The sequence below is a fragment of the Paraburkholderia sp. BR13444 genome (genome assembly GCF_040948755.1).
GTDB classification, from domain to species: domain Bacteria; phylum Pseudomonadota; class Gammaproteobacteria; order Burkholderiales; family Burkholderiaceae; genus Paraburkholderia; species Paraburkholderia youngii.
Map to the genome: position 1 here is coordinate 331,759 of NZ_JBFPKM010000007.1, position 21,865 is coordinate 353,623.

The 21,865-nt window shown below is 64.6% G+C and carries 21 protein-coding genes and 1 tRNA gene; 8 read left to right on the forward strand and 14 right to left on the reverse strand.

Annotation, left to right across the window (positions count from 1 at the left end):
* The first annotated feature begins 40 nt into the window (after nucleotides 1-40).
* From AB3X95_RS21880 to AB3X95_RS21895, 4 genes are all read left to right on the forward strand, one after another.
* Nucleotides 41-463, forward strand: a complete 423-nt coding sequence (locus AB3X95_RS21880; RefSeq protein ID WP_368622521.1) for a hypothetical protein — start codon at nucleotides 41-43, stop codon at nucleotides 461-463.
* A 39-nt stretch (nucleotides 464-502) separates the two neighbouring features.
* On the forward strand, nucleotides 503-1,222 hold the full coding sequence (locus AB3X95_RS21885) for a M35 family metallo-endopeptidase (protein WP_368622522.1): 720 nt from the start codon (nucleotides 503-505) through the stop codon (nucleotides 1,220-1,222).
* Nucleotides 1,219-1,749, forward strand: a complete 531-nt coding sequence (locus AB3X95_RS21890; protein WP_368622523.1) for a hypothetical protein — start codon at nucleotides 1,219-1,221, stop codon at nucleotides 1,747-1,749. Before AB3X95_RS21885 ends, AB3X95_RS21890 begins: the two co-directional genes overlap by 4 nt.
* A gap of 122 nt (nucleotides 1,750-1,871) precedes the next feature.
* The gene (locus AB3X95_RS21895; protein WP_368622524.1) at nucleotides 1,872-2,165 is read left to right on the forward strand and encodes a contact-dependent growth inhibition system immunity protein; all 294 of its coding nucleotides are present in this window, start codon (nucleotides 1,872-1,874) and stop codon (nucleotides 2,163-2,165) included.
* 84 nt (nucleotides 2,166-2,249) lie between these two features.
* Here the strand turns inward: AB3X95_RS21895 and AB3X95_RS21900 are convergent, their stop codons facing one another.
* Together AB3X95_RS21900 and AB3X95_RS21905 are read right to left on the reverse strand one after the other, a co-directional pair.
* On the reverse strand, nucleotides 2,250-3,302 hold the full coding sequence (locus AB3X95_RS21900) for a rod shape-determining protein (RefSeq protein ID WP_368622525.1): 1,053 nt from the start codon (nucleotides 3,300-3,302) through the stop codon (nucleotides 2,250-2,252).
* Nucleotides 3,303-3,490: 188 nt separating this feature from the next.
* On the reverse strand, nucleotides 3,491-4,165 hold the full coding sequence (locus AB3X95_RS21905; RefSeq protein WP_368622526.1) for an alpha/beta hydrolase: 675 nt from the start codon (nucleotides 4,163-4,165) through the stop codon (nucleotides 3,491-3,493).
* Nucleotides 4,166-4,391: 226 nt separating this feature from the next.
* Here AB3X95_RS21905 and AB3X95_RS21910 point away from each other — a divergent pair, with 226 nt between their 5' ends.
* Entirely contained in the window at nucleotides 4,392-5,993 is a 1,602-nt protein-coding gene (locus tag AB3X95_RS21910; RefSeq protein ID WP_176123845.1) for a DHA2 family efflux MFS transporter permease subunit, read from the forward strand.
* Nucleotides 5,994-6,058: 65 nt separating this feature from the next.
* Here AB3X95_RS21910 and AB3X95_RS21915 read toward each other — a convergent pair whose 3' ends face one another.
* From AB3X95_RS21915 to AB3X95_RS21930, 4 genes are all read right to left on the reverse strand, one after another.
* Entirely contained in the window at nucleotides 6,059-6,859 is an 801-nt protein-coding gene (locus tag AB3X95_RS21915) for a helix-turn-helix transcriptional regulator (RefSeq protein WP_368622527.1), read from the reverse strand.
* Between the two features lie 122 nt (nucleotides 6,860-6,981).
* Complete coding sequence (locus AB3X95_RS21920; RefSeq protein WP_368622528.1) at nucleotides 6,982-7,851, reverse strand: NmrA family NAD(P)-binding protein; 870 nt, start codon at nucleotides 7,849-7,851, stop codon at nucleotides 6,982-6,984.
* A 493-nt stretch (nucleotides 7,852-8,344) separates the two neighbouring features.
* Nucleotides 8,345-8,422: transfer RNA gene (locus AB3X95_RS21925), tRNA-Gln, on the reverse strand.
* Between the two features lie 73 nt (nucleotides 8,423-8,495).
* Nucleotides 8,496-9,437 carry a DUF5996 family protein gene (locus AB3X95_RS21930; protein ID WP_176367236.1) on the reverse strand — a complete coding sequence of 314 codons (942 nt, stop codon included), beginning with the start codon at nucleotides 9,435-9,437 and terminating at the stop codon, nucleotides 8,496-8,498.
* A 272-nt stretch (nucleotides 9,438-9,709) separates the two neighbouring features.
* Between AB3X95_RS21930 and AB3X95_RS21935 the strand changes: the two genes are divergently transcribed.
* From AB3X95_RS21935 to AB3X95_RS21945, 3 genes are all read left to right on the forward strand, one after another.
* Nucleotides 9,710-10,552 (forward strand): PadR family transcriptional regulator, encoded by an 843-nt coding sequence (locus tag AB3X95_RS21935; protein WP_368622529.1) that lies wholly within the window; start codon nucleotides 9,710-9,712, stop codon nucleotides 10,550-10,552.
* 63 nt (nucleotides 10,553-10,615) lie between these two features.
* Nucleotides 10,616-11,452, forward strand: a complete 837-nt coding sequence (locus AB3X95_RS21940) for a siderophore-interacting protein (protein WP_176123849.1) — start codon at nucleotides 10,616-10,618, stop codon at nucleotides 11,450-11,452.
* 66 nt (nucleotides 11,453-11,518) lie between these two features.
* Nucleotides 11,519-12,805, forward strand: coding sequence for an MFS transporter (locus AB3X95_RS21945; protein ID WP_368622530.1), 1,287 nt, complete (start codon nucleotides 11,519-11,521; stop codon nucleotides 12,803-12,805).
* Between the two features lie 17 nt (nucleotides 12,806-12,822).
* On the opposite strand, the gene AB3X95_RS21950 is transcribed toward AB3X95_RS21945, so the two are convergent.
* From AB3X95_RS21950 to AB3X95_RS21985, 8 genes are all read right to left on the reverse strand, one after another.
* The gene (locus AB3X95_RS21950) at nucleotides 12,823-13,917 is read right to left on the reverse strand and encodes an AI-2E family transporter (RefSeq protein WP_176367196.1); all 1,095 of its coding nucleotides are present in this window, start codon (nucleotides 13,915-13,917) and stop codon (nucleotides 12,823-12,825) included.
* Nucleotides 13,918-14,188: 271 nt separating this feature from the next.
* On the reverse strand, nucleotides 14,189-14,371 hold the full coding sequence (locus tag AB3X95_RS21955; RefSeq protein ID WP_176123904.1) for a CsbD family protein: 183 nt from the start codon (nucleotides 14,369-14,371) through the stop codon (nucleotides 14,189-14,191).
* A gap of 179 nt (nucleotides 14,372-14,550) precedes the next feature.
* Entirely contained in the window at nucleotides 14,551-15,129 is a 579-nt protein-coding gene (locus AB3X95_RS21960) for a hypothetical protein (RefSeq protein ID WP_368622531.1), read from the reverse strand.
* A gap of 410 nt (nucleotides 15,130-15,539) precedes the next feature.
* Nucleotides 15,540-16,712, reverse strand: coding sequence for an enoyl-CoA hydratase/isomerase family protein (locus tag AB3X95_RS21965; RefSeq protein ID WP_368622532.1), 1,173 nt, complete (start codon nucleotides 16,710-16,712; stop codon nucleotides 15,540-15,542).
* Nucleotides 16,709-17,509, reverse strand: coding sequence for an enoyl-CoA hydratase (locus AB3X95_RS21970; protein ID WP_368622533.1), 801 nt, complete (start codon nucleotides 17,507-17,509; stop codon nucleotides 16,709-16,711). Before AB3X95_RS21970 ends, AB3X95_RS21965 begins: the two co-directional genes overlap by 4 nt.
* Complete coding sequence (mmsB, locus tag AB3X95_RS21975) at nucleotides 17,506-18,423, reverse strand: 3-hydroxyisobutyrate dehydrogenase (RefSeq protein ID WP_176367193.1); 918 nt, start codon at nucleotides 18,421-18,423, stop codon at nucleotides 17,506-17,508. Before mmsB ends, AB3X95_RS21970 begins: the two co-directional genes overlap by 4 nt.
* A 49-nt stretch (nucleotides 18,424-18,472) precedes the next feature.
* The gene (locus AB3X95_RS21980; RefSeq protein ID WP_368622534.1) at nucleotides 18,473-20,014 is read right to left on the reverse strand and encodes a CoA-acylating methylmalonate-semialdehyde dehydrogenase; all 1,542 of its coding nucleotides are present in this window, start codon (nucleotides 20,012-20,014) and stop codon (nucleotides 18,473-18,475) included.
* A 150-nt stretch (nucleotides 20,015-20,164) separates the two neighbouring features.
* On the reverse strand, nucleotides 20,165-21,856 hold the full coding sequence (locus tag AB3X95_RS21985) for an AMP-binding protein (RefSeq protein WP_368622535.1): 1,692 nt from the start codon (nucleotides 21,854-21,856) through the stop codon (nucleotides 20,165-20,167).
* Nucleotides 21,857-21,865 lie beyond the last annotated feature (9 nt).

A 21,865-nucleotide genomic window follows, 5' to 3' on the forward strand; every position in this document is an offset into this window, starting at 1 on the left:
TAATTCGCGAGGTATCACCTGAAAACTCTTGAGGAGTGCAATGGAGCTACTGAAACAGCAAAGCAGTGGAACGGATTGGACAGTCGAGGAAGAATGCGACCTTTGCCGTATCACCTATTCGATCTACTCAAAGTTCCCGCCGATGCCGCACGCACAGGCCCTGAACGCCGAAACCGGCGAGTTCTTTCCGTTTGACAGGGTTCGCAAGATGAAATCCGGCTACGCCATGGCCGAAGCGCTGGGTTGCGCATGGGCGTGCAACTGTCGCGGACGCTCCCCCAAACGGTTCAATGAGCAGTTCGAGCTAAGAGACTCCACCGGCAAGCGACAGGCGGGGGTGCGCTACAGGATTAGCGTCGGTTCGAGGGTTATCGCGAAAGGTGTCACCGATTCCCAAGGGCGTACCCAGCGTGTTTCGACAGATAACGCAAACCAGGTTTCCATCGAAGTTGCCGGGCAATAGCGGTAGACAGCAGGTAAGTCTTTTACCACTGGTGAACACATGACAAATGAATTTCTGACCAAGAATAGCCAATACTTCAAAACCGACGAGAATGAAGAATGGACCGAGGTCGGCACAGCCATTACCAATACCACTCCTGGGTCAATATCCAATGTCGTAATCAATACGACGCCTATCTGTCCAAACATGAGCAACAAGGAATTCAGAAAGGAGGTCATGCGGGCACGTGATATCGGTGCCGAGTTAATCAAGAGACGCATTGAGGGTCTTGCGCGTTGGGACGAGAAGGAGCAGGAGCGCGTGAAAACTTTCTTTGCCCGCGCGGACGAGACCACAAAAATGGTACTGAGCGCTGGGCTGCCGCGATTGCTCGCCGCAATGGAGCAACTGGCGCCGGAGAAGATCGTACGATTCGACAGTGATACGAATAGGATGCTGTCGTGTGTACCCAAGCCGGATTCGGGTAAGAACCATGCTGCGGTGTGCAAGCCTGATTCGGAAAATCGGGTCATCGCAATCTATTCCGCGTTTTGCAGCAGCCCATTCGGTAAATTGTGGAAACCGTGCAAAATAAAAACAATAATCCACGAATGTACGCACTTCAGGGACACGTTTGATTCGCGAGACGAGATCTATCTCGATACGGAATCCGGGGCGCGAATATGGGCGGCGAACCATCGAGAAGAGGCGATTAGAAACGCAGATAGCATAACCGGATATATAGCGACATTCGATAAAGACGTAGAGGAAAAGAAATGAGCTTTCGATACCGCACACTTGTCGCCGTGCTTGGCTTATGCGCAGGTCTTTGCGGACCAGCCTTCGCAGAGCAATCAATCGACGCCGTGGCGAAGCATAAGCCATCCAGCACTGGATGTCGCTTCGTGGAGCATGTAGAACTGCAACTGCCGTTCAACAGCACTGCACTCACGAAGGATAACCGGCTGTCAATCGAAAAGGCTGTGAAAGAGGCGCAGAAATGGCCAGATGTGCGGATTCAGGCAATCGTAATCGCTGGCGCATATATCGGCGAGCGCGATCTGGATATCTTGCAGGATCGCCGTGGTGAGGTGGTGAAAGGATATCTAAGGAAACTTGGAATCCCGAGTCCGGACATATATGTAGAGCCTAAAACTCTGAGCGAGGTGTTTGCGCAAAAACTTCCCGATGGCAAGACTCGTGTCAATCAGATCGAAATAGAATTAAGTCCGATTTGCAAGGATAGCTGTGAATGGATGTGCGACGATCCAAGGCTTTGGCCACCGACCACACCCACCAGCCCGTAAGCACGCGAACATAGACCCGCCTCGGCGGGACATTAAAGGTTCTGGCTGTCTCAAGGGTGAGACATACAATGGCATGCCGTATTACGTTCATGACGGCTTTCGTCGATCGGTGAGAAGCGCTTATGAATGAAAATCCTCTGTATCCCGAACTCAATCAGCTTTTTGGTGTGTATCTCAACGAGGATTGCTCGTACTGGGGCAGCACCATCGAAGCTATCGTAGGTTGCTATAAAGGGGATAGGTCAACAGGAAGCATCAAGGGCATCCTTGTTGAAATCGAGAGTTTCTGGAAGGCAGATTCCTACCATCTGGACGCTGCTTTCGAAGAAGCAAATGGCTCGCAGTTTGACCCTAAGTTGTGGACTCATAGGACTGCATCGTTTCTCGACGAATTGAAGCGCCTTCTGAACGCGTAATCCACTGGTCGTCGCCGCGCGCGGAAGATTCGATGTCAGCCAGTGCTACGCAATTTAGCAGACAACCAAGCCCCCGCCCACCGCTCACGCGTCCCCAGCCTCATCCACCCACCCCGCCGCTGCCGCCGCCCCAGCGCCGCGCACCGCGCAGGTCAGCGGTTCGTCGGCGACGTGCACGTCGAGGCCGGTTTCCTCACTCAAACGCCGCCCCAGATTGCGGAGCAGCGCACCGCCACCGGTCAGCACGATGCCCTTGTACGCGATGTCCGTGATGAGTTCGGCGGGGGCCGATTCGAGCCCGCGCTTCACCGCGCCGATCACCTGACTCAGCGGCGCTTCGATCGCCTCCGAAATATCGCGGTTGCTCAGCTGCACCGTGCGCGGTAGCCCGTCGTCGACGCTGCGGCCGGTTGCGTTGATCTGCTCGAGCGGCACGTCGTGCACGGCCGAGGCGATGGCTCTCTTCACGTGCTCGGCGGTCTGCTCGCCGAGCAGCACACCGTACAGATTGCGCACGTAGCTGATGATCGCCGCATCGAAATTGTCGCCGCCGACGCGCACCGAGCCGCTATACGCGGTGCCGCCCAGCGCGATCACGCCGACCTCGGTGGTGCCGCCGCCGATGTCGACCACCATCGAGCCGGTCGCATCGCGCACCGGCAGGCCCGCGCCGAGCGCGGCCGCGAGCGATTCGCCGATCAGGCTGACCTTCCACGCGCCGGCCGCCTCGGCCGCTTCGCGGATCGCGCGGCGCTCGACATGGGTCGCCGCGGCCGGCACGCACAGCGTGAATGCCGCGCGCCGGCTGAACAGCGAGCGCGGCCGCGCCATGTCGACGAATTGCTTAATCATGTGTTCGGCGGCCGTGAAGTTGGCGATGACGCCGTGGCGCATCGGCCGCACCGTTTCGAGATTGCGCGGCGCGCGGCCGAGCAGCTGGTGCGCCTCGGCGCCGATCGCGGCGATCCGTTTCGCCCCGCTCGAGGGCTGCGTCTCGAAACACACGACGGACGGCTGGTTCAGCACGACGCCGCCGTCGTCGGTATAGATAAGGGTGTTGGCCGTGCCGAGATCCACCGCCACGGAGTAGCGGAACAGTCGCTCAAAGAGCGGGTAATGCGGCGTCGGTCTGGCCATATGCAGGCTCTGATGTGTCGTTATCCGCCTTCTTGGGCGGTCTGGAAATGCGCCCCCGGGTCCCCGAAGCCGCGCGACACGCCCGCTGGGCGTTGCGCTTCCCGCGCGGCGGGGGTGATTTTCAAGCTATTGCCCGTATGACGGCAAGCTCATCAGAATCTTTAGGCCCGCTTTCTATCAGAGTTGTGTCAATCGCGCGACAGCTTGCCCAGCGCGCGTTCCAGCGCGTCACGGCCGAGCGCGACACCGTCGGCGGTGATCGTGTGGCCGACGCCGGGCAGCATGTAGGCGTCGACCGGATAGCCGGCGGCGCTGAAAGCGTCGGCCGCGAATTCGAGTTCGCGCACCGGGATCACCTCGTCGTCCTCGCCGTGGACCAGCGTGAGCGGCGTCGCGCGGTTCGACGAAACGATCGGCGAGGCGAGCCGCCCCGAATACGCGACGACGCCCGCCGCGCCCTCCGCGCTCGACGCGACGTGATGCAGCGCCATGATCGAACCTTGCGAAAAACCGACCAGCGCAAGCCGATCGAAAGACAACTGCCAATGCGCGAGCTCACCATCGAGCACCCGGCGCAGCGCCGGATAGGCGGCGGCGACGCGCGCCTCGCGGTTCGCCCCGTCGACGTCGCGCAGGCTGAACCACTGGCGGCCGCCGAAGCCGCCGTCGAACGGGTCGGTGCCGTCGAGCGACACGAAGGCCGTGCCGGGCAGCTCCTCGCTCCAGATATCGGCGAGCGGCATCAGATCGCGCGCGTTGCTGCCGACGCCGTGCATCAGCACGACGAGGCTCGTCGCGGGCGCGTCCTGCGGTGCCGTATTCGGCGCGCGCCGCCAGCCGTGTTCGAATTGCTGCCAACTCATGGTGGTGTCCTTTTTTCCGTGGTTTAGTGGTTCTGGCCTTGGTGGCTCAGCCTTAGCCGCGAGCATACGCCGCGTGCCGCGTTCGCGTCGCCGGGAGCCGCATCGGCCGCTGCTGTGGCCGCTGCTGTGGCCGACGCCGGCGGGCGAATGCGGGTATGCTTTTGCGCATCGACGGAGCCGCCGCCGTGGCGCGCGGCCCGAGGCAAAACAATCCGGAGAACACCGTTTGAGCCAGCCCAACGCCGCGCCTGATGCCGCGTCGCCGCCGCCTCAGCCCCCCGCGCCACCGCCGCCGCCCGCGCCTCTCGAAGGCGGCCGGCTGGTTCTCGCGACGATCGCGGTGGCGCTCGCCACCTTCATGAACGTGCTGGATACGTCGATCGCCAACGTCGCGATTCCGACCATTTCGGGCAACCTCGGCGTCTCGGTCGACGAAGGCACATGGGTGATCACCGTGTTCGCGGCCTCCAACGCAGTGGCGATTCCGCTGACCGGCTGGCTCACGCAGCGCATCGGCCAGGTCAAGCTGTTCGTCGGCGCGATCCTGTCGTTCACGCTTGCGTCCTGGCTGTGCGGCGTCGCGCCGACGCTGCCGATCCTGCTGCTCGCGCGGGTATTCCAGGGCGCCGTGGCCGGCCCTCTGATTCCGTTGTCGCAGGCGATCCTGCTCGGCTCGTATCCGAAAGAGAAATCGTCGACCGCGCTCGCGCTGTGGGCGATGACCGCCACCGTCGGTCCGATCGCGGGTCCGGCGCTCGGCGGCTGGATCACCGATAGTTATAGCTGGTCGTGGATCTTCTACATCAACATCCCGGTCGGCCTGTTCGCGGCCGGCGTCACGTGGATGATCTACCGCAATCGCGAATCGCCGACCCGCAGACCGCCGATCGACGTGGTCGGTCTCGGCCTGCTGATCACGTGGGTCGCGTCGCTGCAGATCATGCTCGACAAGGGCAAGGATCTCGACTGGTTCTCGTCGCCGGTGATCTCGATTCTCGGCCTCGTCGCGCTGATCAGCTTTGCGTTTTTCCTCGTCTGGGAGCTGACCGAGGAGCATCCGATCGTCGATCTGCGGCTCTTTCAGCAGCGCAATTTTCTTGGCGGCACGATCGCGATTTCGGTTGCATACGGGGTGTTTTTCGGCAATCTGGTGCTGCTGCCGCAATGGATGCAGGAGTATCTGAACTACCGATCGATCGACGCCGGTCTCGTCACCGCACCGCTCGGCATCTTCGCGATCATTCTCGCGCCGATACTCGGCCGCGTGCTGCCGCATTCGGACGCACGCGTGATCTCGACGGTCGCGTTCGTCGGCTTCGCGATCGTGTTCTACATGCGCTCGAAGTACGTGATCGAGGTCGACACGTGGCACCTCGTGCTGCCGACGCTGCTGCAAGGCATTCCGATGGCGCTGTTCTTCGTGCCGCTGACGGCGATCATCCTGTCCGGCCAGCCGCAGAGCCGGATTCCGGCGGCGGCGGGTCTGTCGAATTTCGTGCGCGTGTTCTGCGGCGCGGTAGGCACGTCGATCGCGGGTACCGCATGGAACAACCGCACGATCCTGCATCACGTGCGGCTCACCGAACAGGCGTCGGTCGACAACCCGTTGTTCGCGCAGCAGATCGACAACACGGAGTCGGTGCTGCATCTGAGTCCGCAATCGGCGCATGCGCTGTTCGATTTCACCGTGAACACCCAGGCCGCGATGATGGGCCTGAACGACATCTTCTTTGTGTCGGCGATCATCTTCGTGCTGATCATTCCGCTGATCTGGATTACGCGGCCAGCCAAGGGCGGCGGCGGCCCGGATGCGGCCGGCGCGCATTGACGCAGCTTCGGTTTCGCGCGACGGCGTCGCTCGCGCGGTGGCTGCGCAGTGGCGGCGAGCTTGCGTCAGCGGAAATAGCGCGCCGGCGTGTCGCCGAACGCATCGCGAAACACCGCGATAAACGACGACACGTCGTTATAGCCGACTTCGAGCGCCACCTGCGTGACGCTCTCACCTGCGCCGAGATGTTCGAGCGCGGCTAGCAGACGCAACTGCTGGCGCCATTGCCCGAAGGTCTGCCCCGTTTCCTTCGCGAACAGACGCGCGGCCGTGCGCGCGGTCACGCCGGCAGCCGCGGCGAGTTCCTCGAGCACCAGCGATTGCGCCGGATTCGCGCTGAGCGCCTCGGCGATGCGCTGCGCGCGCGGATCGCCCGGCCAGTTCAGGCCGAGCGGCGCGGCGGGCAAGCCGGCGACGCGATCCAGCAGCACCTGCAGCAGACGGCGGGCGGGTTCGTCGGGAGGGCGATCGTGCGGCAGATCGGCCGCGGCGGCGAGCAGCGCCTGCACCAGCGTGTCGGGGATGAGCGCGCCGGTTTGCGTGGGTAGCGGCGCGGGGTCGGCGGCGGGGTCGGCGGCGGGGTCGGCGGGGTCGTCCATCGCGGAATCGGTCGCGACGTAGAGCGAATACAACTGCACGGGCCGCCTCGCGTGCAGGCAGTGCAACGTATTCGCGGCGATCCACAGCGCGCGGGCGGGCGGCACGACCCAGCGGCCGGACTTCGTGCGCACCGTCAGCACGCCTTCGCTGACGTGAATCAGATGCGCGCGCCGATACGCGCGCCACGGCTCGTCCAGCGTCGCATGGCGCTCGCCGACCACGAAGACCGCTTGCTCGATGCCGTCCGGATCGAAGGCTTCCGTCATGGTGTCTGCTCTGACGCGGGACGTCCGCGAAGGGAGCAAGATTAGCACGCGCGCGGGGCCCGGTTGCGGGGCGGCTTCATACGGTCCTGCAGCCTCGAGCGCGGCCCCGCACGAGACCCGGCTTATCCTTCCCGCCTCACCAACTGCTCCAGCACCGCCCGATAAGAGGTCGTCCCGACCACCCGCTCGTTCACGCCATCCTCGAAGTCGATCCACCCCGAATTGAAGCCGTCGAGCATCTCGATCCGCGGTGCGGGCCACTCGGTGCCTTGGGCCTGAAACTGCGCTTGCCACTGCTCGCGCGGCACCGTGCGCGCTTCGACCGGGCGTTCGAGCAGGTCGCCGAGCATCTCGGCGATCTCGCGCTGCGTATAGCGCCGCGGCCCCTCGATCTCGATCACGCGCCGCCCCTGCCAGGACTGCGTGAGCGTCTGCGCAACGACGTAGCCGATATCCGCGGTCGCGACCATTGGAAACGCACGTTCGAGCGGCTGCAGAAAGCTCGGCATCACGCCGGATGTGCGCGCCGGGGCGATGTCCCACAGCGAGTTCTCCATGAACCAGGCCGGCCGCAGGATCGCGGTTGGGATCGACAGATCAGCGAGCGCCTGCTCGAGAATATGCACCTGCGTGATCAGGCCGAGCCCCGTTTCGCGCTGCCCGCCCACCGACGACAACGCCGCCACCCTCCCCGGCCGCGCCTTCGACAGCGCCTCCTTCAGCACCGCGGCCGCCGCATGCGCGTTCGGATAACCGGGCAGCGGCGCGAAGTTCGGCGCGATCATGACGAACACGCCGGCCGTGCCGCGAAACGCGGCGGTGAGCGCGTCGGCGTCATCGAACGACGCCATCGCCACTTCGGCGCCGCGCTCGCGCCACGGTGCCGCTTTGCTTTCGTCGCGCAGCACGGCACGCACCGCGTGCCCCGCATCGAGTAACGCGCGTGCCGCCGCGCCGCCCACCTGTCCTGTCACACCGGTAATTGCAAACATGCTCTTCTCCTCGATGACGGCGGATGCCGTGATGGGAAGAATTCTCGGTGTGGCGCGGCGATTTCGCGAGAGCATGGATGTCATTTGTTTAGTGACTTGATGTCATCAAGTCTCCTGTTGGCGCATCTTATATATCGCTGGATCAGTCTCCTCCGTTCATGTATGGCCAGGAAATGCACGCAACATCGGACCGGTCTTTTTGCGCGCGGCGATCAACGACTAGGCAGTGTCCATGCCAAAGGAGAAGAAAGTAACGAAGCCCTCCTCAGCTGGCGTTCAGGGAGGAAAGCGAGGTGTCATTTGCAGCTGCGAAGTGTCGCAAAATCGGACGCTCACAGAGGATCGACGTTGGCGGAATGTCTGAAAATGGGACGCATCGAGTGTGAAGGCTCGATTGCATGTGGGATGGAGTCGTCGCACAGAGAGCGAAGTGCGCGATGTCAGCTAGAAAGAAACTGACACCTGGATAGATCCAGGGTTTGAGGGAGAGTGATGGCAGGGGAAGAAGGATTCGAACCTTCGAATGCCGGAATCAAAATCCGGTGCCTTAGGCCAGCTTGGCGACTCCCCTACGTAGGAGCGAGATCCTACCAGAGGATTCGCAAAGAGCAAAGGGTCTCGCAGATCTGGTGAGTTGGGTTCGCTCAATGGTGATCCACCGGTCGCGGCCTGAGCGGTTCGCCTCCACGACATTCGAGCGCCGCCCGGTCCCAGCCGCCGAGATCCGCGGCGGCTTGATAGGTGCTCTCGAGAAAAGCCAGCAGCGCTCGCTCGGGATCGTTCGACGTGCGGACGGTTTCGTACGGAAGGATGAATTCGCCGAGCTTGTCGTCGAAATAGGCGCCGGCCGGCAAGGGTGTTGCCTTGGCAAAGCCGTCAGGCGACGGGTAAGCGTAAGAGTAAAACGCCGGGAAAGGTGTCGCCGGTCCCCCCGGCCAAAATCCGGCCGACGATACTTCGTGGCTGTAGGCTTCGCGCGTCACTTCATCGGGTAGCGCCGGAACGCCGCCGGGGTGGAGCGGCGCGCGGCGTCCAGAAAAACGCGTCACGGCGAGATCGAAGCTGCCCCAGAAAAGATGGACCGGGCTAACCTTGCCGATATAGCCGGTACGAAACCGCTCCAGCACACAGCAGACCGTGACGAGCGCTTGAAAGAATCGGCTCACGGCATCCGCGTCGTAGGGGCGCGCTGCATGGTCGTCCTGGAACGGCACGGGGTTCGGGATCTCGTTGGGTCGGCCGTGAAACACGGGTTTGCCACCGAGTTGCGCAACCAGATCCAAAAAGTTGGCGTGGAATTGTGCAACCGACATCGGAACGAGCGCGAAGTGCGCCTTGCGTCCATCGGCCGCGCTGCCGACCACGCGATGCTCGAGAAAGTCGAACTCGATCTCCACGCCGCTCGCATCGGGGATAAGCGACGTCGTCAGGCCACGCGCGCTGACGTACAACGTAGCGTGCCACGAATGGTTCAGCCATGGAGTTCGGGCGAGCTTGTACTTGCCGGCGATTTGCGTGTAGAGGTGCAACGCGGCGCATGTGCCGCGCCAGGCGTCGTACGGAATATCAGTCCAGGTCGCGCTCATAGAGGCTCCATCACATATTCGTTCGTGTCATCGCCAAATGACGCGCGCCCCAGTCCTTCAGGGTGCGCTGGTCGCTGAATGACCTTACGCCGGACGCAAAGTCTTGTCACCTATCGCGCAATCCGATGGTTACCGGTTGCGCAGGCCTGCTCCCGCACTACTCGGTCCAGCCGAGCGCGTTCTGTGAGCGCACTGATAAAAAAGAGTTTGACAGACTATCTTAAGATATATATCTTACGATGCATCTTACGACATTCATGGGAGACTCCCAGATGCGTCATCCTCATCGTTTTTCCGGCCCGCTCGGCGCGCAGAACCGTTGTCACGCGGGCTTCGGCCATCCGTCGCTGCATGCGGGCGGCTCAGCAGGCCGCGACGCTGCTGACACCGCCACTTCCCCCGACCCTCGTCAACGCTTCCTGTTCCACGTTTTGCTTCACGGCTTCGGCCGTCATCACGCGCACCGCTTCGGCGGCCGTGGCTCGCGCTTCGGCGGTCATGGCGGCCCCGGCGGCCCCGGCGGCATGGGCGGATATGGCGGTTTCGGCGGCGACGGCGATGGCTTCCCGCGTGGCCGCAAATTCAGCTCCGACGATCTGCAACTGCTGCTGCTATCGCTGATCGACACGCAGCCGAGTCACGGCTACGAATTGATCAAGGCGCTCGAAACACGCTCGAACGGTTTCTATAGCCCGAGCCCCGGCATGGTCTACCCGGCACTGACCTATCTCGAAGAGCTCGGCTACGTCACCGTGCAGCTCGAAGGCAACCGCAAGCGCTATGAGCTGGCGGATGCGGGCCGCGAATATCTGGCCGCGAACCGCGAGCGCGTCGAACTAATGTTCGCGCGGCTCTCGCATATCGCCCGCAAGATGGATTCGGTGCGCCGCGCGTTGGCCGGCGAAGAGCCGGCCGACGTCAGCGAAGGCGGCTGGGTGCCGGAGCTGAACGAAGCGCGCCGCACGCTGAAGAACGCGCTGCTGCGCCGCGACAACGCGCCGGCCGACGAGCAGCGCCGCATCGCCGCGATCCTGATGCGCGCGGCCAACGAAATCGAAGGCGGCAGCAACGGCGACAAAGCTAAGACCGGCAACGACAGCGAGCCGACCGTCTGACAACGCGCACTCGTCCACGAGACAACCCGCGCGTCCTCCCAAACCGAACAGGAGCACCACCTCATGCAAGAACAACTCACTCGCCCTGACCTCGCCGTGCATCGCGTGCGGCATCCGCTGAAGTTTCGTCTGCTGCAAGTCAAGCAGGTGCGCGCGCTGACACCCCACCTGATTCGCGTGACCTTCACCGGCGACGATCTGCACGACTTCGTGTCAGCGTCGTTCGACGACCACATCAAGGTGTTCTTCCCCGAACCGGGCGCCGACAAACCGACGCTGCCGCAAGCCGGCCCCGACGGCCCGGTGTTCCCCGAAGGCAAGCGGCCGACTGCGCGCGATTTCACGCCACGCCGTTTCGATCGCGACGCCCGCGAGCTCGACATCGAGTTCGCGATGCACGACGCGGGGCCCGCGGCGACATGGGCCGCGCAGGCGCAGGTGGGCCAGTATCTGGGCGTCGGCGGCCCGCGCGGCTCAATGGTGATTCCGACCGGCTTCGACTGGCATCTGCTGATCGGCGACGACACCGCGCTGCCCGCGATCGCACGACGTCTCGAAGAGTTGCCGGCGGGCACGCGCGTCGCCGCGGTAATCGAGGTCGCCGATCCGTCGGCGCGCATCGAGTTCACGACGCAGGCCGAGCTGCACCTCGTCTGGTGCTATCGCAGCGAAGCCGACACGCAGACTGGCGCGCGCGGCGAAGCGCTGTTGCACGCGGTGCGCGACACCTGGCTGCCGGAGAACGGCGAAGGCTACGTGTGGGCCGCCGGCGAGGCGGCGACGATCCGCGCGGTGCGCCAGCATCTGTGCGGCGAGCGCGGCGTCGACAAAGCGCGGATTCGCGCGGCCAGCTACTGGAAACAGGGCGCCGTCGCGGTCCACGAAACGATCGACGACTGAGCTCCTGCTCACGTGGCGCGCGGCATCAGCGGCGTACTTCGAACAACAACAAAGGGAAATCAATCGATGTACTCAATCACTGCACGGCACGAACGCCATCTGCTGTGGGTGCTCGCGCTCACGCAGTTCACCGTCATCATGGACTTCATGGTGATGATGCCGCTCGGCCCGCAGATCATGAGCGCGTTCCAGATCGCGCCGGCCGCGTTCGCGACGGCGGTGTCCGCGTATTCGTGGTGCTCGGGGCTGTCGGGCCTGTTCGCGGCGACCTATATTGACCGCTTCGATCGGCGCCGTCTGCTGCTCGCCATCTACGCGCTGTTCGTGCTGTCGAACCTTGCCTGCGCGCTCGCGTCGAGCTTCGCGCTGCTGCTCGCCGCGCGCGCATTCGCCGGCATCTCGGGCGGCGTGCTCGGCTCCGTGATCATGGCGATCGTCGGCGACGTGATCCCGCTGCAACGGCGCGGCGCCGCGACCGGCACCATCATGACCGCGTTCTCGCTCGCGGCGATCGCCGGCGTGCCGGCCGGCGTGATGCTCGGCGCGCAGTTCGGCTGGGCGGCGCCGTTCTTCCTGCTGGTCGCGTTGTCACTGCTGGTGTGGTTCGCGGCCTCGCGACAGGTGCCGTCGCTGGCCGCGCATCTGAGCCGCAGGCAGCCGCCGCTCGCGGAAGTGCTGCCCGAGCTGTGGAGACTGCTGAGCAACCCGCGGCATCTGAATGCGTTCGCGCTGACGTTCGTGATGATGATCGCGCACATGCTGGTGATTCCGTTCATCTCGCCGATGCTGGTCGCCAATCACGGCGTCGCGCCGCGTCAGCTGTCGTGGCTGTATATGGGCGGCGGTGCGGCGACCTTCTTCACGTCGCGCCTCGTCGGCAGGCTCGCCGACCGCTTCGGCTCGCAGCGCGTGTTCCGCTGCGCGGCGCTGCTGTCGTTCGTGCCGGTGCTGTTCGTCACGCATCTGCCGGACCTGCCGTTCTACGCGCTCGTGCTGTTCTTCCCGTGCTTCCTCGTCTTGATGAACGGCCGCATGGTGCCGATGCAGGCGCTGCTGACCACGGTCCCCGAGCCCAGCCGGCGCGGTGCGTTCCTGAGCGCGAACAGCGCGCTGCAGGCGCTTGGCACGGGCACCGGCGCGTGGCTCGGCGGGCTGATGCTGAGCACGTCGGCCGATGGCCGCATCGCCGGGTATGGAACCGTCGGCTGGACCGCGGTGGCGGTCGCGTGCGCGGCGGTGCTGTGGGTCTCGCGTGTGAAGGCTGCGCCGCGCGAAGCGGCGCCGGCCAGCGACGCTGGCGCGACGATGCCTCGCACTGCTGGCATCGAAGCCCACATCGCCGGAGAAGGATAACGATGCAAGGTCGCGCGCTACGCCTCGTCGTCGGTGCTGCCGGTCAGCGCGCGCCGCGCGGCTTCGCCCTGTTCGTGCGACGCTGCGTAAAACACCCGCGCCCGGCCAATCACGATTTTTAGCGTCGCGATCACGGGCACCGCGAGAAAGATCCCCGCGACGCCGCCGAGCTGGTCGCCCGCGAGCAGTCCGACGATCACCAGAAACGGACTGACCTCGACGCCTTCGCTCATCAGATACGGATTGAGCACGTAGTCCTGAAACAGCCGGTACAGCCCGATGAAAATCACCAGCCACAACAGGTGCGGATAGCCGCTGAACACCGCGACCACCAGCGTGATCGCGACCGCGGCCAGCGGCCCCGCGAACGGCACGAATTCGAGCAGCCCCGCGCTGACCGCGAGCAGAAATGCGTACGGCACGCCAAGCAGCGAGAACGCGACGCCGTAGCAAAACAGCGTGGCGAGCGACAGGAACAGCAGCGCGCGCACGTACTTCGACAGCAGCACGTTCACATCGTCGACGATCTCGTTCCACAGCACGCGATGCCGCCGGTTCAGCAACGCGAGAAACGCGTCGCGCATCCGTTCGCCGTCCTTGATCAGCAGGAAGCTCAGGATCGGTATCAGCACCAGATAGATCAGGTTGCTCGCCGCATGCACGACGCCGAGCCCGAGGCTGCGCGCGAACGGCACCGCCTTGTCGGAGCCGGTCTCGATCTGGCTGCGCAGGAAATCGACGATCCGCTCGCGCAGCGGTTCGAGAAAATGCGGCAACGGCAAACGGTTCGGCACGTCGGTGCGTAGCAGCCCGGGCAATTGCGAAAAGAGGCGCGTCGCCTGAGCCTGCAATTCCACTCCGAACACCGAGCCGACCACCGCGAGCAGCGCAACGACGACGACGAACACGACCGCGATCGACATGACGCGCGGCACGCGGCGCGGCCTCACGCGTTCGACCAGCGCGACCATCGGGTAGATCAGATAGCTGAAGAACACCGCGAACACGATGACGAGCACCGTCGTCGACGCGACATAGATGACGAAAAACAGCAGCGCGAGCAGAGACGCGGTCCAGACTTTCCTGGCCGCGCCGACGTCGAATCCCAGCATGACGCGTCCTCGAATGGGCGATGCGGTACCGACGCAAAGAGTGCGCCGGCTGACTCTGGACCGTAACAGAAATTTACACGATGCGTGTGTCGAACACCGCGCCGCGAGGGCGCGACGCGACGAGCACCGACGGCGTGCGAGGCGCTACGCATGTGGTGCGTCAGTGCACGGCTCGCGTGCCTGACTTTGCTGCGCCCGAAACCGGGCTGTCCGGATAGATAACGCTGGGATGCACGAAACCGCGGCGAAACCGCGACGAAACCGCGGCGCGCTAGCTCTTCACGCGCTCACGTTCCTCTTCGGCTTCTTCGGCGATTCTCGCCTGGATCCTGCCGGCGATTTTCTCGGCCGCTCCTTCGGCCTGCTTCGCGCGATTGCCGGTGACCTTGCCAATCGCTTCCTTGACCGAGCCCTTGAGCTCCTTCGCTGTGCCTTCTACACGATTCTTGTCCATGGTGCCTTCCTGCTAGGTTTGACTGTGGAGTTGCCTGCTGGCGTTGCAACGAAACAGCCAACGTACGGCGCGACGCGCCTTCATGATGGCGCGGATCGCTTCTGACGAAACGATCCGCGTCGGAGCAACCTGAAAATTCCTAGCATGCGCCGTTCCCGATACTACTGCGCCGCGCTTCGTCACTTGACCGTGACGGCGCCCTTCGCGGCGTCGCTGGCGTCATCCTTGCCGTGAGCCGGTTCAGGATGATCACCTTTCGAGCCGTGAAAGATATGCTGGAAAAGTTCCTTGTTCTTTGCGCCATTTAAAAGGTTCCGCAGCGCGGCATCGTCATCCGCGGGCTTGAACGAAAGCACTCGCTTACGGTAGCACTCCCTGCGTTCGTCGAGCATGTAGCTCGCCGGCAGCGGCAGTTCCCGGCTGCCCCCGTCGAGATCGATGCCCTCGAACGTCAGCAGCCCCGCATCGTGATTGATGAAGCATGCAGGAGGCTTGGTCCGGTCGATCACATAGACGCACTGCTTCTGCAGATTGCCGGCGTCCGGCAGCTTGCCGCGAAAGATCTTGTCCCGCAGGAAAGTGCACATTTCTTCCCAGCACTGCTCGGCGGATTTTCCCTTCGCGCAAGACCGCAAGATTTCGGCCTTCAGAAGGTCCTCTGGCACGGCATAGTAAATCGGATAACCGGCCCTCAGGTAAAGTTGTAGTTGCAACACTTCGTAACAGCGCCCCAACGCATGGATCGACGGTACGAGCAAAGACCTTTCATCCGACTCCGTCGCCCGCGGAGCTGTTGCGATACTCGTCCCACGTCTCTTGGGTCCACCATTGCTGGTCGATATCGAAGAAACGATAGATCGAGAAAATCGGAGACGGTGACGTGTGAACGCACCGTAGGTCGGAAGAGCGCCCGTGATGAGGGCTGTGAGCAGGCTGTGCCAGTCGGGACGGGGCTCAACTCTCTATCTAAGATTGCGCCCGGGTGGATGTCAATTAACGCGCGTGGTCTGTGTACGCCACACCACAATCAGTATCGGGCGACTGCTGGGTGGGACGTTGGGACACGTGATGACAGGCAGAGCCAATGGCGCTCGCGCTCCAGGCTCGCGCGCGGACGCCGGGCCCCGCTGACCGCGCACACCTTGCGGCATGCGCGATGCCGCACAAGTCAGTCGCCATGCCCCGCGCCCAGCGCCGCCAGCGGATGCGCGCCGCCTTGCCACGGCGAGCTCAGGAAATGCCGCACGCGCTCGGGTTGCACATCGGCGAGCGTCGCCGGCGACCAGCGCGGCCGGCGGTCCTTGTCGATCAATTGCGCACGCACACCCTCGCGGAAATCGCCTTCGTCGATCGAGCGCTTCACGATGCCGAGTTCCATCCGGAAGCAGTCGGCGAGCGTCATCTGCCGGCCCCGCAGCAGCGCTTCGCGCGTCACGTGCAGCATCGTCGGCGAATGGGCGCTCAGTGCGTCGTAGGTCGCTTGCAGCCATTGCCGCACCTCGCGCGGCGGTTCGCGTTCGAGATCCTGACGCAGCGTCGCGACGATGCGCTCGACACCCGAGCGCCGGTCGAAGTGGCGCAGTATCAGTTGCGTCAGCGCGCCGAGCGGCGCGTGCGGCACGATGTTGCACGGCGGCTCGAACACGGCGCGCAGCGCGTCGATGCGCCCGGTGTCCAATGTGTCGTGCGGCATGCGCTGCAAACGTTCCTCGAAGCTCGCGAGCCAGTCGGCCGGCACGCACAGGTCGGCCAGTTGCAGGCGCATCGCATCGGCGCCCGCCAGCGTCGCGCCGGTCAGCCCGACATACAGCGCAAGCTCGGCCGGCATCACGTTCAGAAAGCGGCTCGCGCCGACATCGGGCACGAAGCCGATGCGCGTCTCCGGCATCGCGATGCGGCTGCGCTCGGTCACGATGCGCAGCCGCGCCGCCTGGCCGAGGCCCATGCCGCCGCCCATCGCGATACCGTCGAGCAGCGCGACCACTGGCTTCGGAAACGTGTGCAACGCGTAGTCGAGCCGGTATTCGTCGACGAAGAACGCGAGCCAGCGCGGGTCGCCCTGCGTTGCGAGCCGATGCACCTCGCGCACGTCGCCGCCCGCGCAAAAGCCTTTGTCGCCGGCGCCTTTCAGCACCAGCGCGACGATTCCGGGATCAGTGCGGCATTGCTCGACCAGCACGGCGAGCTCGCGCACCATTGCGTGCGACAGCGCGTTGAGCGCAGCAGGGCGGTTCAGCGTGATGATCGCCACACGGTTGACGACGCGAAACAGCACGTCCGCTTCGGCTTGCGCATTCGGCGCATTGCGCGCTTCGACCGCAACGCTTTGCAAAGTGCTCATCGCTGCGTCTCCCTTGGTGCATGGCTCGTCTGCCAGCGCGGCGCGCGTTTTTCGAGGAACGCGTTGACGCCCTCGCGCTGATCGGCGCCACCGAACAGATCGACGAAACGCTCGCGTTCGAGCGCGAGCGCCGCCGCGCGCGGCACGCCATGCCGCGCCTGATGGATCAGTTCCTTGCTGAAGCTGACCGCCTGCGGACTCGAACCGGTGACCCGCTGCGCCATCTTCAGCGCGGCTTCACGCGCGGCGCCGCGCTCCACCACTTCTTCGACGAGGCCGATGCGCAGCGCGCTCGCCGCATCGACGCGCTCGCCGGTCAGGATCATCCGCTTGGCCCAGCCTTCGCCGACCAGCCACGGCAGCGTCTGCGTGCCGCAGCCGCAAGGCAGCAGGCCGACCGCGGTCTCTGGCAGCGCCAGCACCGCATGCTGCTCGGCGATGCGGATATCGCATGCGAGCGCGCATTCGAGACCGCCGCCCATCGCATAGCCGTTGAGCGCCGCGATCGCGACCGGCCGCGCGTTTTGCAGCGTTTCGAACGCCGCGCCGAAACGCGCCGCCGCGGCGCGCGCGACTTCGCGAGCGCCGTCGGCGAAGGTGTTCAGATCGGCGCCCGCGCTGAAGAACTTCGGGCCGTCGCCGGTGATCACCAGCGCGCGCACGCGCGCATCGGCGTTCAACTGCTCGACGATGCGCTGCAATTGCAGCAGACCGTCGGGCGTGAAAGCGTTCGCGGGCGGCCGTTTCAACGTGATCAACGCAACGGCGCCGTCGTGCGCGTAATCGAGCTCGATCATTGGGTGCCTCCCTGGCCGTCACCGCCGCGCTCTCGCGAGCGATACAGCTTGATTACCGCCGAAAAGTCCAGACGTCCCGCGCCGTTCGTGCTCATCGTTTGATATAGCTGCTGCGCGAGCGCGCCGAGATAGACCGGCTGACGCACACCGCGCGCGGCATCGGTGGCGAGGCCGAGGTCTTTCAGCATCAGGTCGGTGCCGAAGCCGCCGGTATAGCCGCGCGACGAAGGCGCGGTCTCGATCACGCCCGGCATCGGGTTATACGTGTCCGAACTCCAGCAACGCCCGGTCGACGTATTGATGATGCTGCCGAGCACCTTCGTGTCGATGCCGAGCGCCTCGCCGAGCGACATCGCCTCCGCGACGCCCGCCATCGAGATGCCGAGCACGAGGTTGTTGCAGATCTTCGCGACCTGGCCGGTGCCGGTATCGCCGCAATGGACGATGTTTTTTCCCATCGCCAGCAGAACGGGCTTGACCTGCTCGTACGCGCTCGCGCTGCCGCCGACCATGAAGGTCAGCGTGCCCGCCGTCGCGCCGCCCGTGCCGCCCGACACCGGCGCATCGACGAAGCTGTTGCCATGCGCCGCGGCAAGTTCGGCAAACGCCTTCACGCTGGCGGGATCGATCGTGCTCGAATCGATGATCGGCACGCCCGGCGCAATGCCGGCGAGGATGCCGTCGTCCGCGACGAGCACGCTGCGCACGTGAGCCGCGGCGGGCAGCATCGTGATCACGCATTCGACGTCGCTCGCGGCGGCCTTCGGCGAGCCGGCCGCTTGCGCGCCCGCATCGACGAGCGTGCGCACGGCCTGTGCGCTGAGATCGAACACGTTGAGCGCGTGGCCCGCCTTCAGCAGGTTCAGCGCCATCGGCGCGCCCATGTTGCCGAGTCCGATAAAGCCTATTTTCATGGTGTCGTCTCCGTATGTGCGTTCAATGCGTTCAATGCGTTCAATGCGTTCAACGCAGGCGGATCGTCGTGTTGACGCCGTCGCTGACGGTGTCGTCGTCGAACCAGCGCGCGGTGACCGTCTTCGTCTGCGTGTAGAACTGCACGACCTGCTTGCCGTACGGACCGAGATCGCCGAGTTTCGAGCCGCGCGAGCCGGTGAAGCTGAAAAACGGCACCGGCACCGGAATCGGAATGTTGATGCCGACCTGGCCGATATCGATCTCGCTCTGGAACTTGCGCGCCGCCGCGCCGCTTTGCGTAAACAGGCCCACGCCGTTGCCGAACGGGTTCGCGTTGACGAGCGCGATCGCGTCGTCGAGCGTCGCAACGTTGACCACCGCGAGCACCGGTCCGAAGATTTCGGTGCGGTAGATTTCCATCTCGGTCGTGACGTCGTTGAATACCGTCGGGCCGATGAAGTTACCCTGCTCATAGCCCTGCACGTTCACATCCCGGCCGTCGAGCGCGAGTGTCGCGCCCTCCTTCACGCCCGCGTCGATCAGACCGAGAATGCGTTGCTTCGCCGCGCGCGACACGACCGGCCCGACATCAGTGCCCGGCTCGTGCCCCGCGTTGACCTTCAGCGTCTTCGCCTTCGCGACGAGCTCGGGCAGCCACTCGCGCGCGGCGCCGACCAGCACCGCCACCGAAGTCGCCATGCAACGCTGACCGGCCGCGCCGAACGCGGCGCCCGCGAGCGCGTTCAGCGTCTGTTCGCGGTTCGCGTCGGGAAGCACGACCGCGTGGTTCTTCGCGCCCATCATCGCTTGCACGCGTTTGCCGTGTTCGCTGCCAAGGCGATACACGTGCGTGCCGACCGCCGTCGAGCCGACGAACGAAATCGCCTTTACCAGTTCATGCGTGCAGAGCGCATCGACCACGTCCTTGCCGCCGTGCACGACGTTCAGCACGCCCTTCGGCACGCCGGCTTCGAGCGCGAGTTCGACGAGCTGCATCGTCGATAGCGGGTCCTGCTCGGATGGCTTCAGCACGAAGGTATTGCCGCACACGAGGGCCATCGGGAACATCCACAGCGGGATCATCGCGGGGAAATTGAACGGCGTGATGCCGACACAGACGCCGAGCGGCTGACGCAGCGTGTAGGTGTCCACGCCACCAGCGACGTTCTCGGCGAATTCACCCTGCTGCAACGTGCCGATAGAACACGCGTGCTCGACGACTTCCAGACCGCGGAAGATGTCGCCCTCCGCATCGGGAATCGTCTTGCCCTGCTCCGCTGACAGCGTCCTCGCGATGCGCGGCATATGCTCGCGAATCAGCGCCTGGTACTTCAGCATGATGCGCATGCGCGCGCCAATCGGCGCGTCCTTCCACGTTTTGAACGCGGCGTGCGCGCTGCGCACCGCCGCGTCGACTTCGGCGACGGTCGCGAACGGCACGCGCGCGAGGACCGCCTGGGTGGCCGGGTTCACGATGTCGCGCCACTCGGTCGTCTTCGATTCGACGAACTCGCCGTCGATCAGCAGTTTGACGGTGGCCACGGCGCCGGCGACGTCGCGGCTGGTCTCGTTCGAAGCAAGGGTGCTCATGCTGAAACTCCTGTGCGATGGCCGCGCGGCGGCCGGACAGCGATAGAAAGGAAAAAACGGGGCCCCGACGCGTTGAATCCGAAGCTCGAATTCGACGCGTGCGATTCAAACCGGGGCGGCAAAACCAGCAATGGCGAGGAATGAAGACAGTCAACGCAAGTCGGGGAAATCCTCTTCCCAGTACTCGTCGGGCAGACGTGCAGGCTCGGCCGCGCGCTCCATTTCGCGGCGCCGTAACTCGACGCGGCGGATCTTGCCGGAGATCGTCTTCGGCAGTTCGCTGAATTGCAGACGACGAATCCGCTTGTATGGCGCGAGTTTTTCGCGCGAGAACGCGAACACCGCGCGCGCGAGTTCGGGACCGGCCTCATAGCCCTGACGCACGGTGACGAACGCCTTCGGCACCGACAGGCGCAACGCGTCCGCGCTCGGCACGACGGCCGCCTCGCCGATCGCTTCGTGTTCGATCAGCACGCTTTCGAGTTCGAACGGACTCAGCCGATAGTCGGACGACTTGAACACATCGTCCGAGCGGCCGACGTACACGTAGTAGCCGTCGTCGCGACGCAGCGCGACATCCGACGTGCGATAGAAGCCGTTGCGCATCGCCTGCGCGGTCGCGTTCGCATTGTTCGCGTAGCCGGTCATCAGGCCGAGCGGCCGTTCGGCGAGCGGCAGCGCGATTTCGCCTTCGGTCACGGGTTGGTCGTCGGCATCGAGCAGTTCGACGCGGTAGCCCGGCAGCGGACGCCCCATCGAGCCGGCCACGACCGGCTGGCCCGGCGAATTGCCGATCTGGCAGGTCGTCTCGGTCTGGCCGTAGCCATCGCGGATCGTGATGTCCCACGCGTGCTTGACGCGCTCGATGACCTCCGGATTCAGCGGCTCGCCCGCGCCGACGATCTCGCGCAGCTTCACCGGATAGTCGCCGAGCGGCTCCTGCACGAGCATGCGCCAGACGGTCGGCGGCGCGCACAGCGTGGTCACATTGAAGCGCACCAGCGCGGCGAGTGTGTCTTTCGGCACGAAGCGCGGGACGTTGAACACGAACACGCAGGCCTGCGCGTTCCACGGCGCGAAGAAGCAGCTCCACGCGTGCTTGGCCCAGCCCGGCGAGCTGATGTTCCAATGGATGTCGCCGGGTTGCAGGCCGATCCAGTACATCGTCGACAGATGCCCGACCGGATAGCTCTGGTGCGTATGCTCGACGAGCTTCGGCTTCGACGTGGTGCCGGACGTGAAGTACAGCAGCATCGGATCGCTCGCGTGGGTGACGCCGTCCGGCGTGAATTCCGGCGCCGCCTCGTACGCGGCGGCGACATCGATCCAGCCGTCCCGCGGCGCGCCGACCGAGAAGCGCGTGAGCGGCACGTCTAGCGCATCGAATTTGCCCAGCTCCGCGCTGTCGACCACGGCGAACTTCGCGCCGCCGATCTGCACGCGGTCGCGCACGTCGTCGGCGGATAGCTGCGTGGTGGCGGGCAGCACGATCGCGCCGAGCTTCATCGCGGCGAGCATCACGTCCCATAGCTCGACGCGGTTCGGCAGCATCAGCAGCACACGGTCGCCTCGACCGACGCCCGCGCCGCGCAGAAAGTTCGCCATCCGCGACGAGCGCTCCGACATCTGCGCGTACGACAGGCGCAGGCCGCCGCTGGAAGGATCGTCGACGATCCACAGCGCGGGGTTGTCGTTGTCGCGCGCAATCGCGTCGAAGTAGTCGAGCGCCCAATTGAACTCGCCGAGCGCCGGCCACGTGAATTCGCGGTACGCGCGCTCGTAGTCGGTGCGATGGCGCACTAGCAGATCGCGCGCTTCGAGAAAGGCTTTCGCTGCTGTCATCGTCGTCTC

Excerpts from the sequence above, each read along its gene's own strand:
- AB3X95_RS21880 (WP_368622521.1), top strand. The coding sequence starts at position 41 with ATGGAGCTACTGAAACAGCAAAGCAGTGGAACGGATTGGACAGTCGAG.
- AB3X95_RS21885 (WP_368622522.1), top strand. The coding sequence starts at position 503 with ATGACAAATGAATTTCTGACCAAGAATAGCCAATACTTCAAAACCGAC.
- AB3X95_RS21890 (WP_368622523.1), top strand. The coding sequence starts at position 1,219 with ATGAGCTTTCGATACCGCACACTTGTCGCCGTGCTTGGCTTATGCGCA.
- AB3X95_RS21895 (WP_368622524.1), top strand. The coding sequence starts at position 1,872 with ATGAATGAAAATCCTCTGTATCCCGAACTCAATCAGCTTTTTGGTGTG.
- AB3X95_RS21900 (WP_368622525.1), bottom strand. The coding sequence starts at position 3,302 with ATGGCCAGACCGACGCCGCATTACCCGCTCTTTGAGCGACTGTTCCGC.
- AB3X95_RS21905 (WP_368622526.1), bottom strand. The coding sequence starts at position 4,165 with ATGAGTTGGCAGCAATTCGAACACGGCTGGCGGCGCGCGCCGAATACG.
- AB3X95_RS21915 (WP_368622527.1), bottom strand. The coding sequence starts at position 6,859 with ATGACGGAAGCCTTCGATCCGGACGGCATCGAGCAAGCGGTCTTCGTG.
- AB3X95_RS21920 (WP_368622528.1), bottom strand. The coding sequence starts at position 7,851 with ATGTTTGCAATTACCGGTGTGACAGGACAGGTGGGCGGCGCGGCGGCA.
- AB3X95_RS21930 (WP_176367236.1), bottom strand. The coding sequence starts at position 9,437 with ATGAGCGCGACCTGGACTGATATTCCGTACGACGCCTGGCGCGGCACA.
- AB3X95_RS21935 (WP_368622529.1), top strand. The coding sequence starts at position 9,710 with ATGCGTCATCCTCATCGTTTTTCCGGCCCGCTCGGCGCGCAGAACCGT.
- AB3X95_RS21940 (WP_176123849.1), top strand. The coding sequence starts at position 10,616 with ATGCAAGAACAACTCACTCGCCCTGACCTCGCCGTGCATCGCGTGCGG.
- AB3X95_RS21945 (WP_368622530.1), top strand. The coding sequence starts at position 11,519 with ATGTACTCAATCACTGCACGGCACGAACGCCATCTGCTGTGGGTGCTC.
- AB3X95_RS21950 (WP_176367196.1), bottom strand. The coding sequence starts at position 13,917 with ATGCTGGGATTCGACGTCGGCGCGGCCAGGAAAGTCTGGACCGCGTCT.
- AB3X95_RS21955 (WP_176123904.1), bottom strand. The coding sequence starts at position 14,371 with ATGGACAAGAATCGTGTAGAAGGCACAGCGAAGGAGCTCAAGGGCTCG.
- AB3X95_RS21965 (WP_368622532.1), bottom strand. The coding sequence starts at position 16,712 with ATGAGCACTTTGCAAAGCGTTGCGGTCGAAGCGCGCAATGCGCCGAAT.
- AB3X95_RS21970 (WP_368622533.1), bottom strand. The coding sequence starts at position 17,509 with ATGATCGAGCTCGATTACGCGCACGACGGCGCCGTTGCGTTGATCACG.
- mmsB (WP_176367193.1), bottom strand. The coding sequence starts at position 18,423 with ATGAAAATAGGCTTTATCGGACTCGGCAACATGGGCGCGCCGATGGCG.
- AB3X95_RS21980 (WP_368622534.1), bottom strand. The coding sequence starts at position 20,014 with ATGAGCACCCTTGCTTCGAACGAGACCAGCCGCGACGTCGCCGGCGCC.
- AB3X95_RS21985 (WP_368622535.1), bottom strand. The coding sequence starts at position 21,856 with ATGACAGCAGCGAAAGCCTTTCTCGAAGCGCGCGATCTGCTAGTGCGC.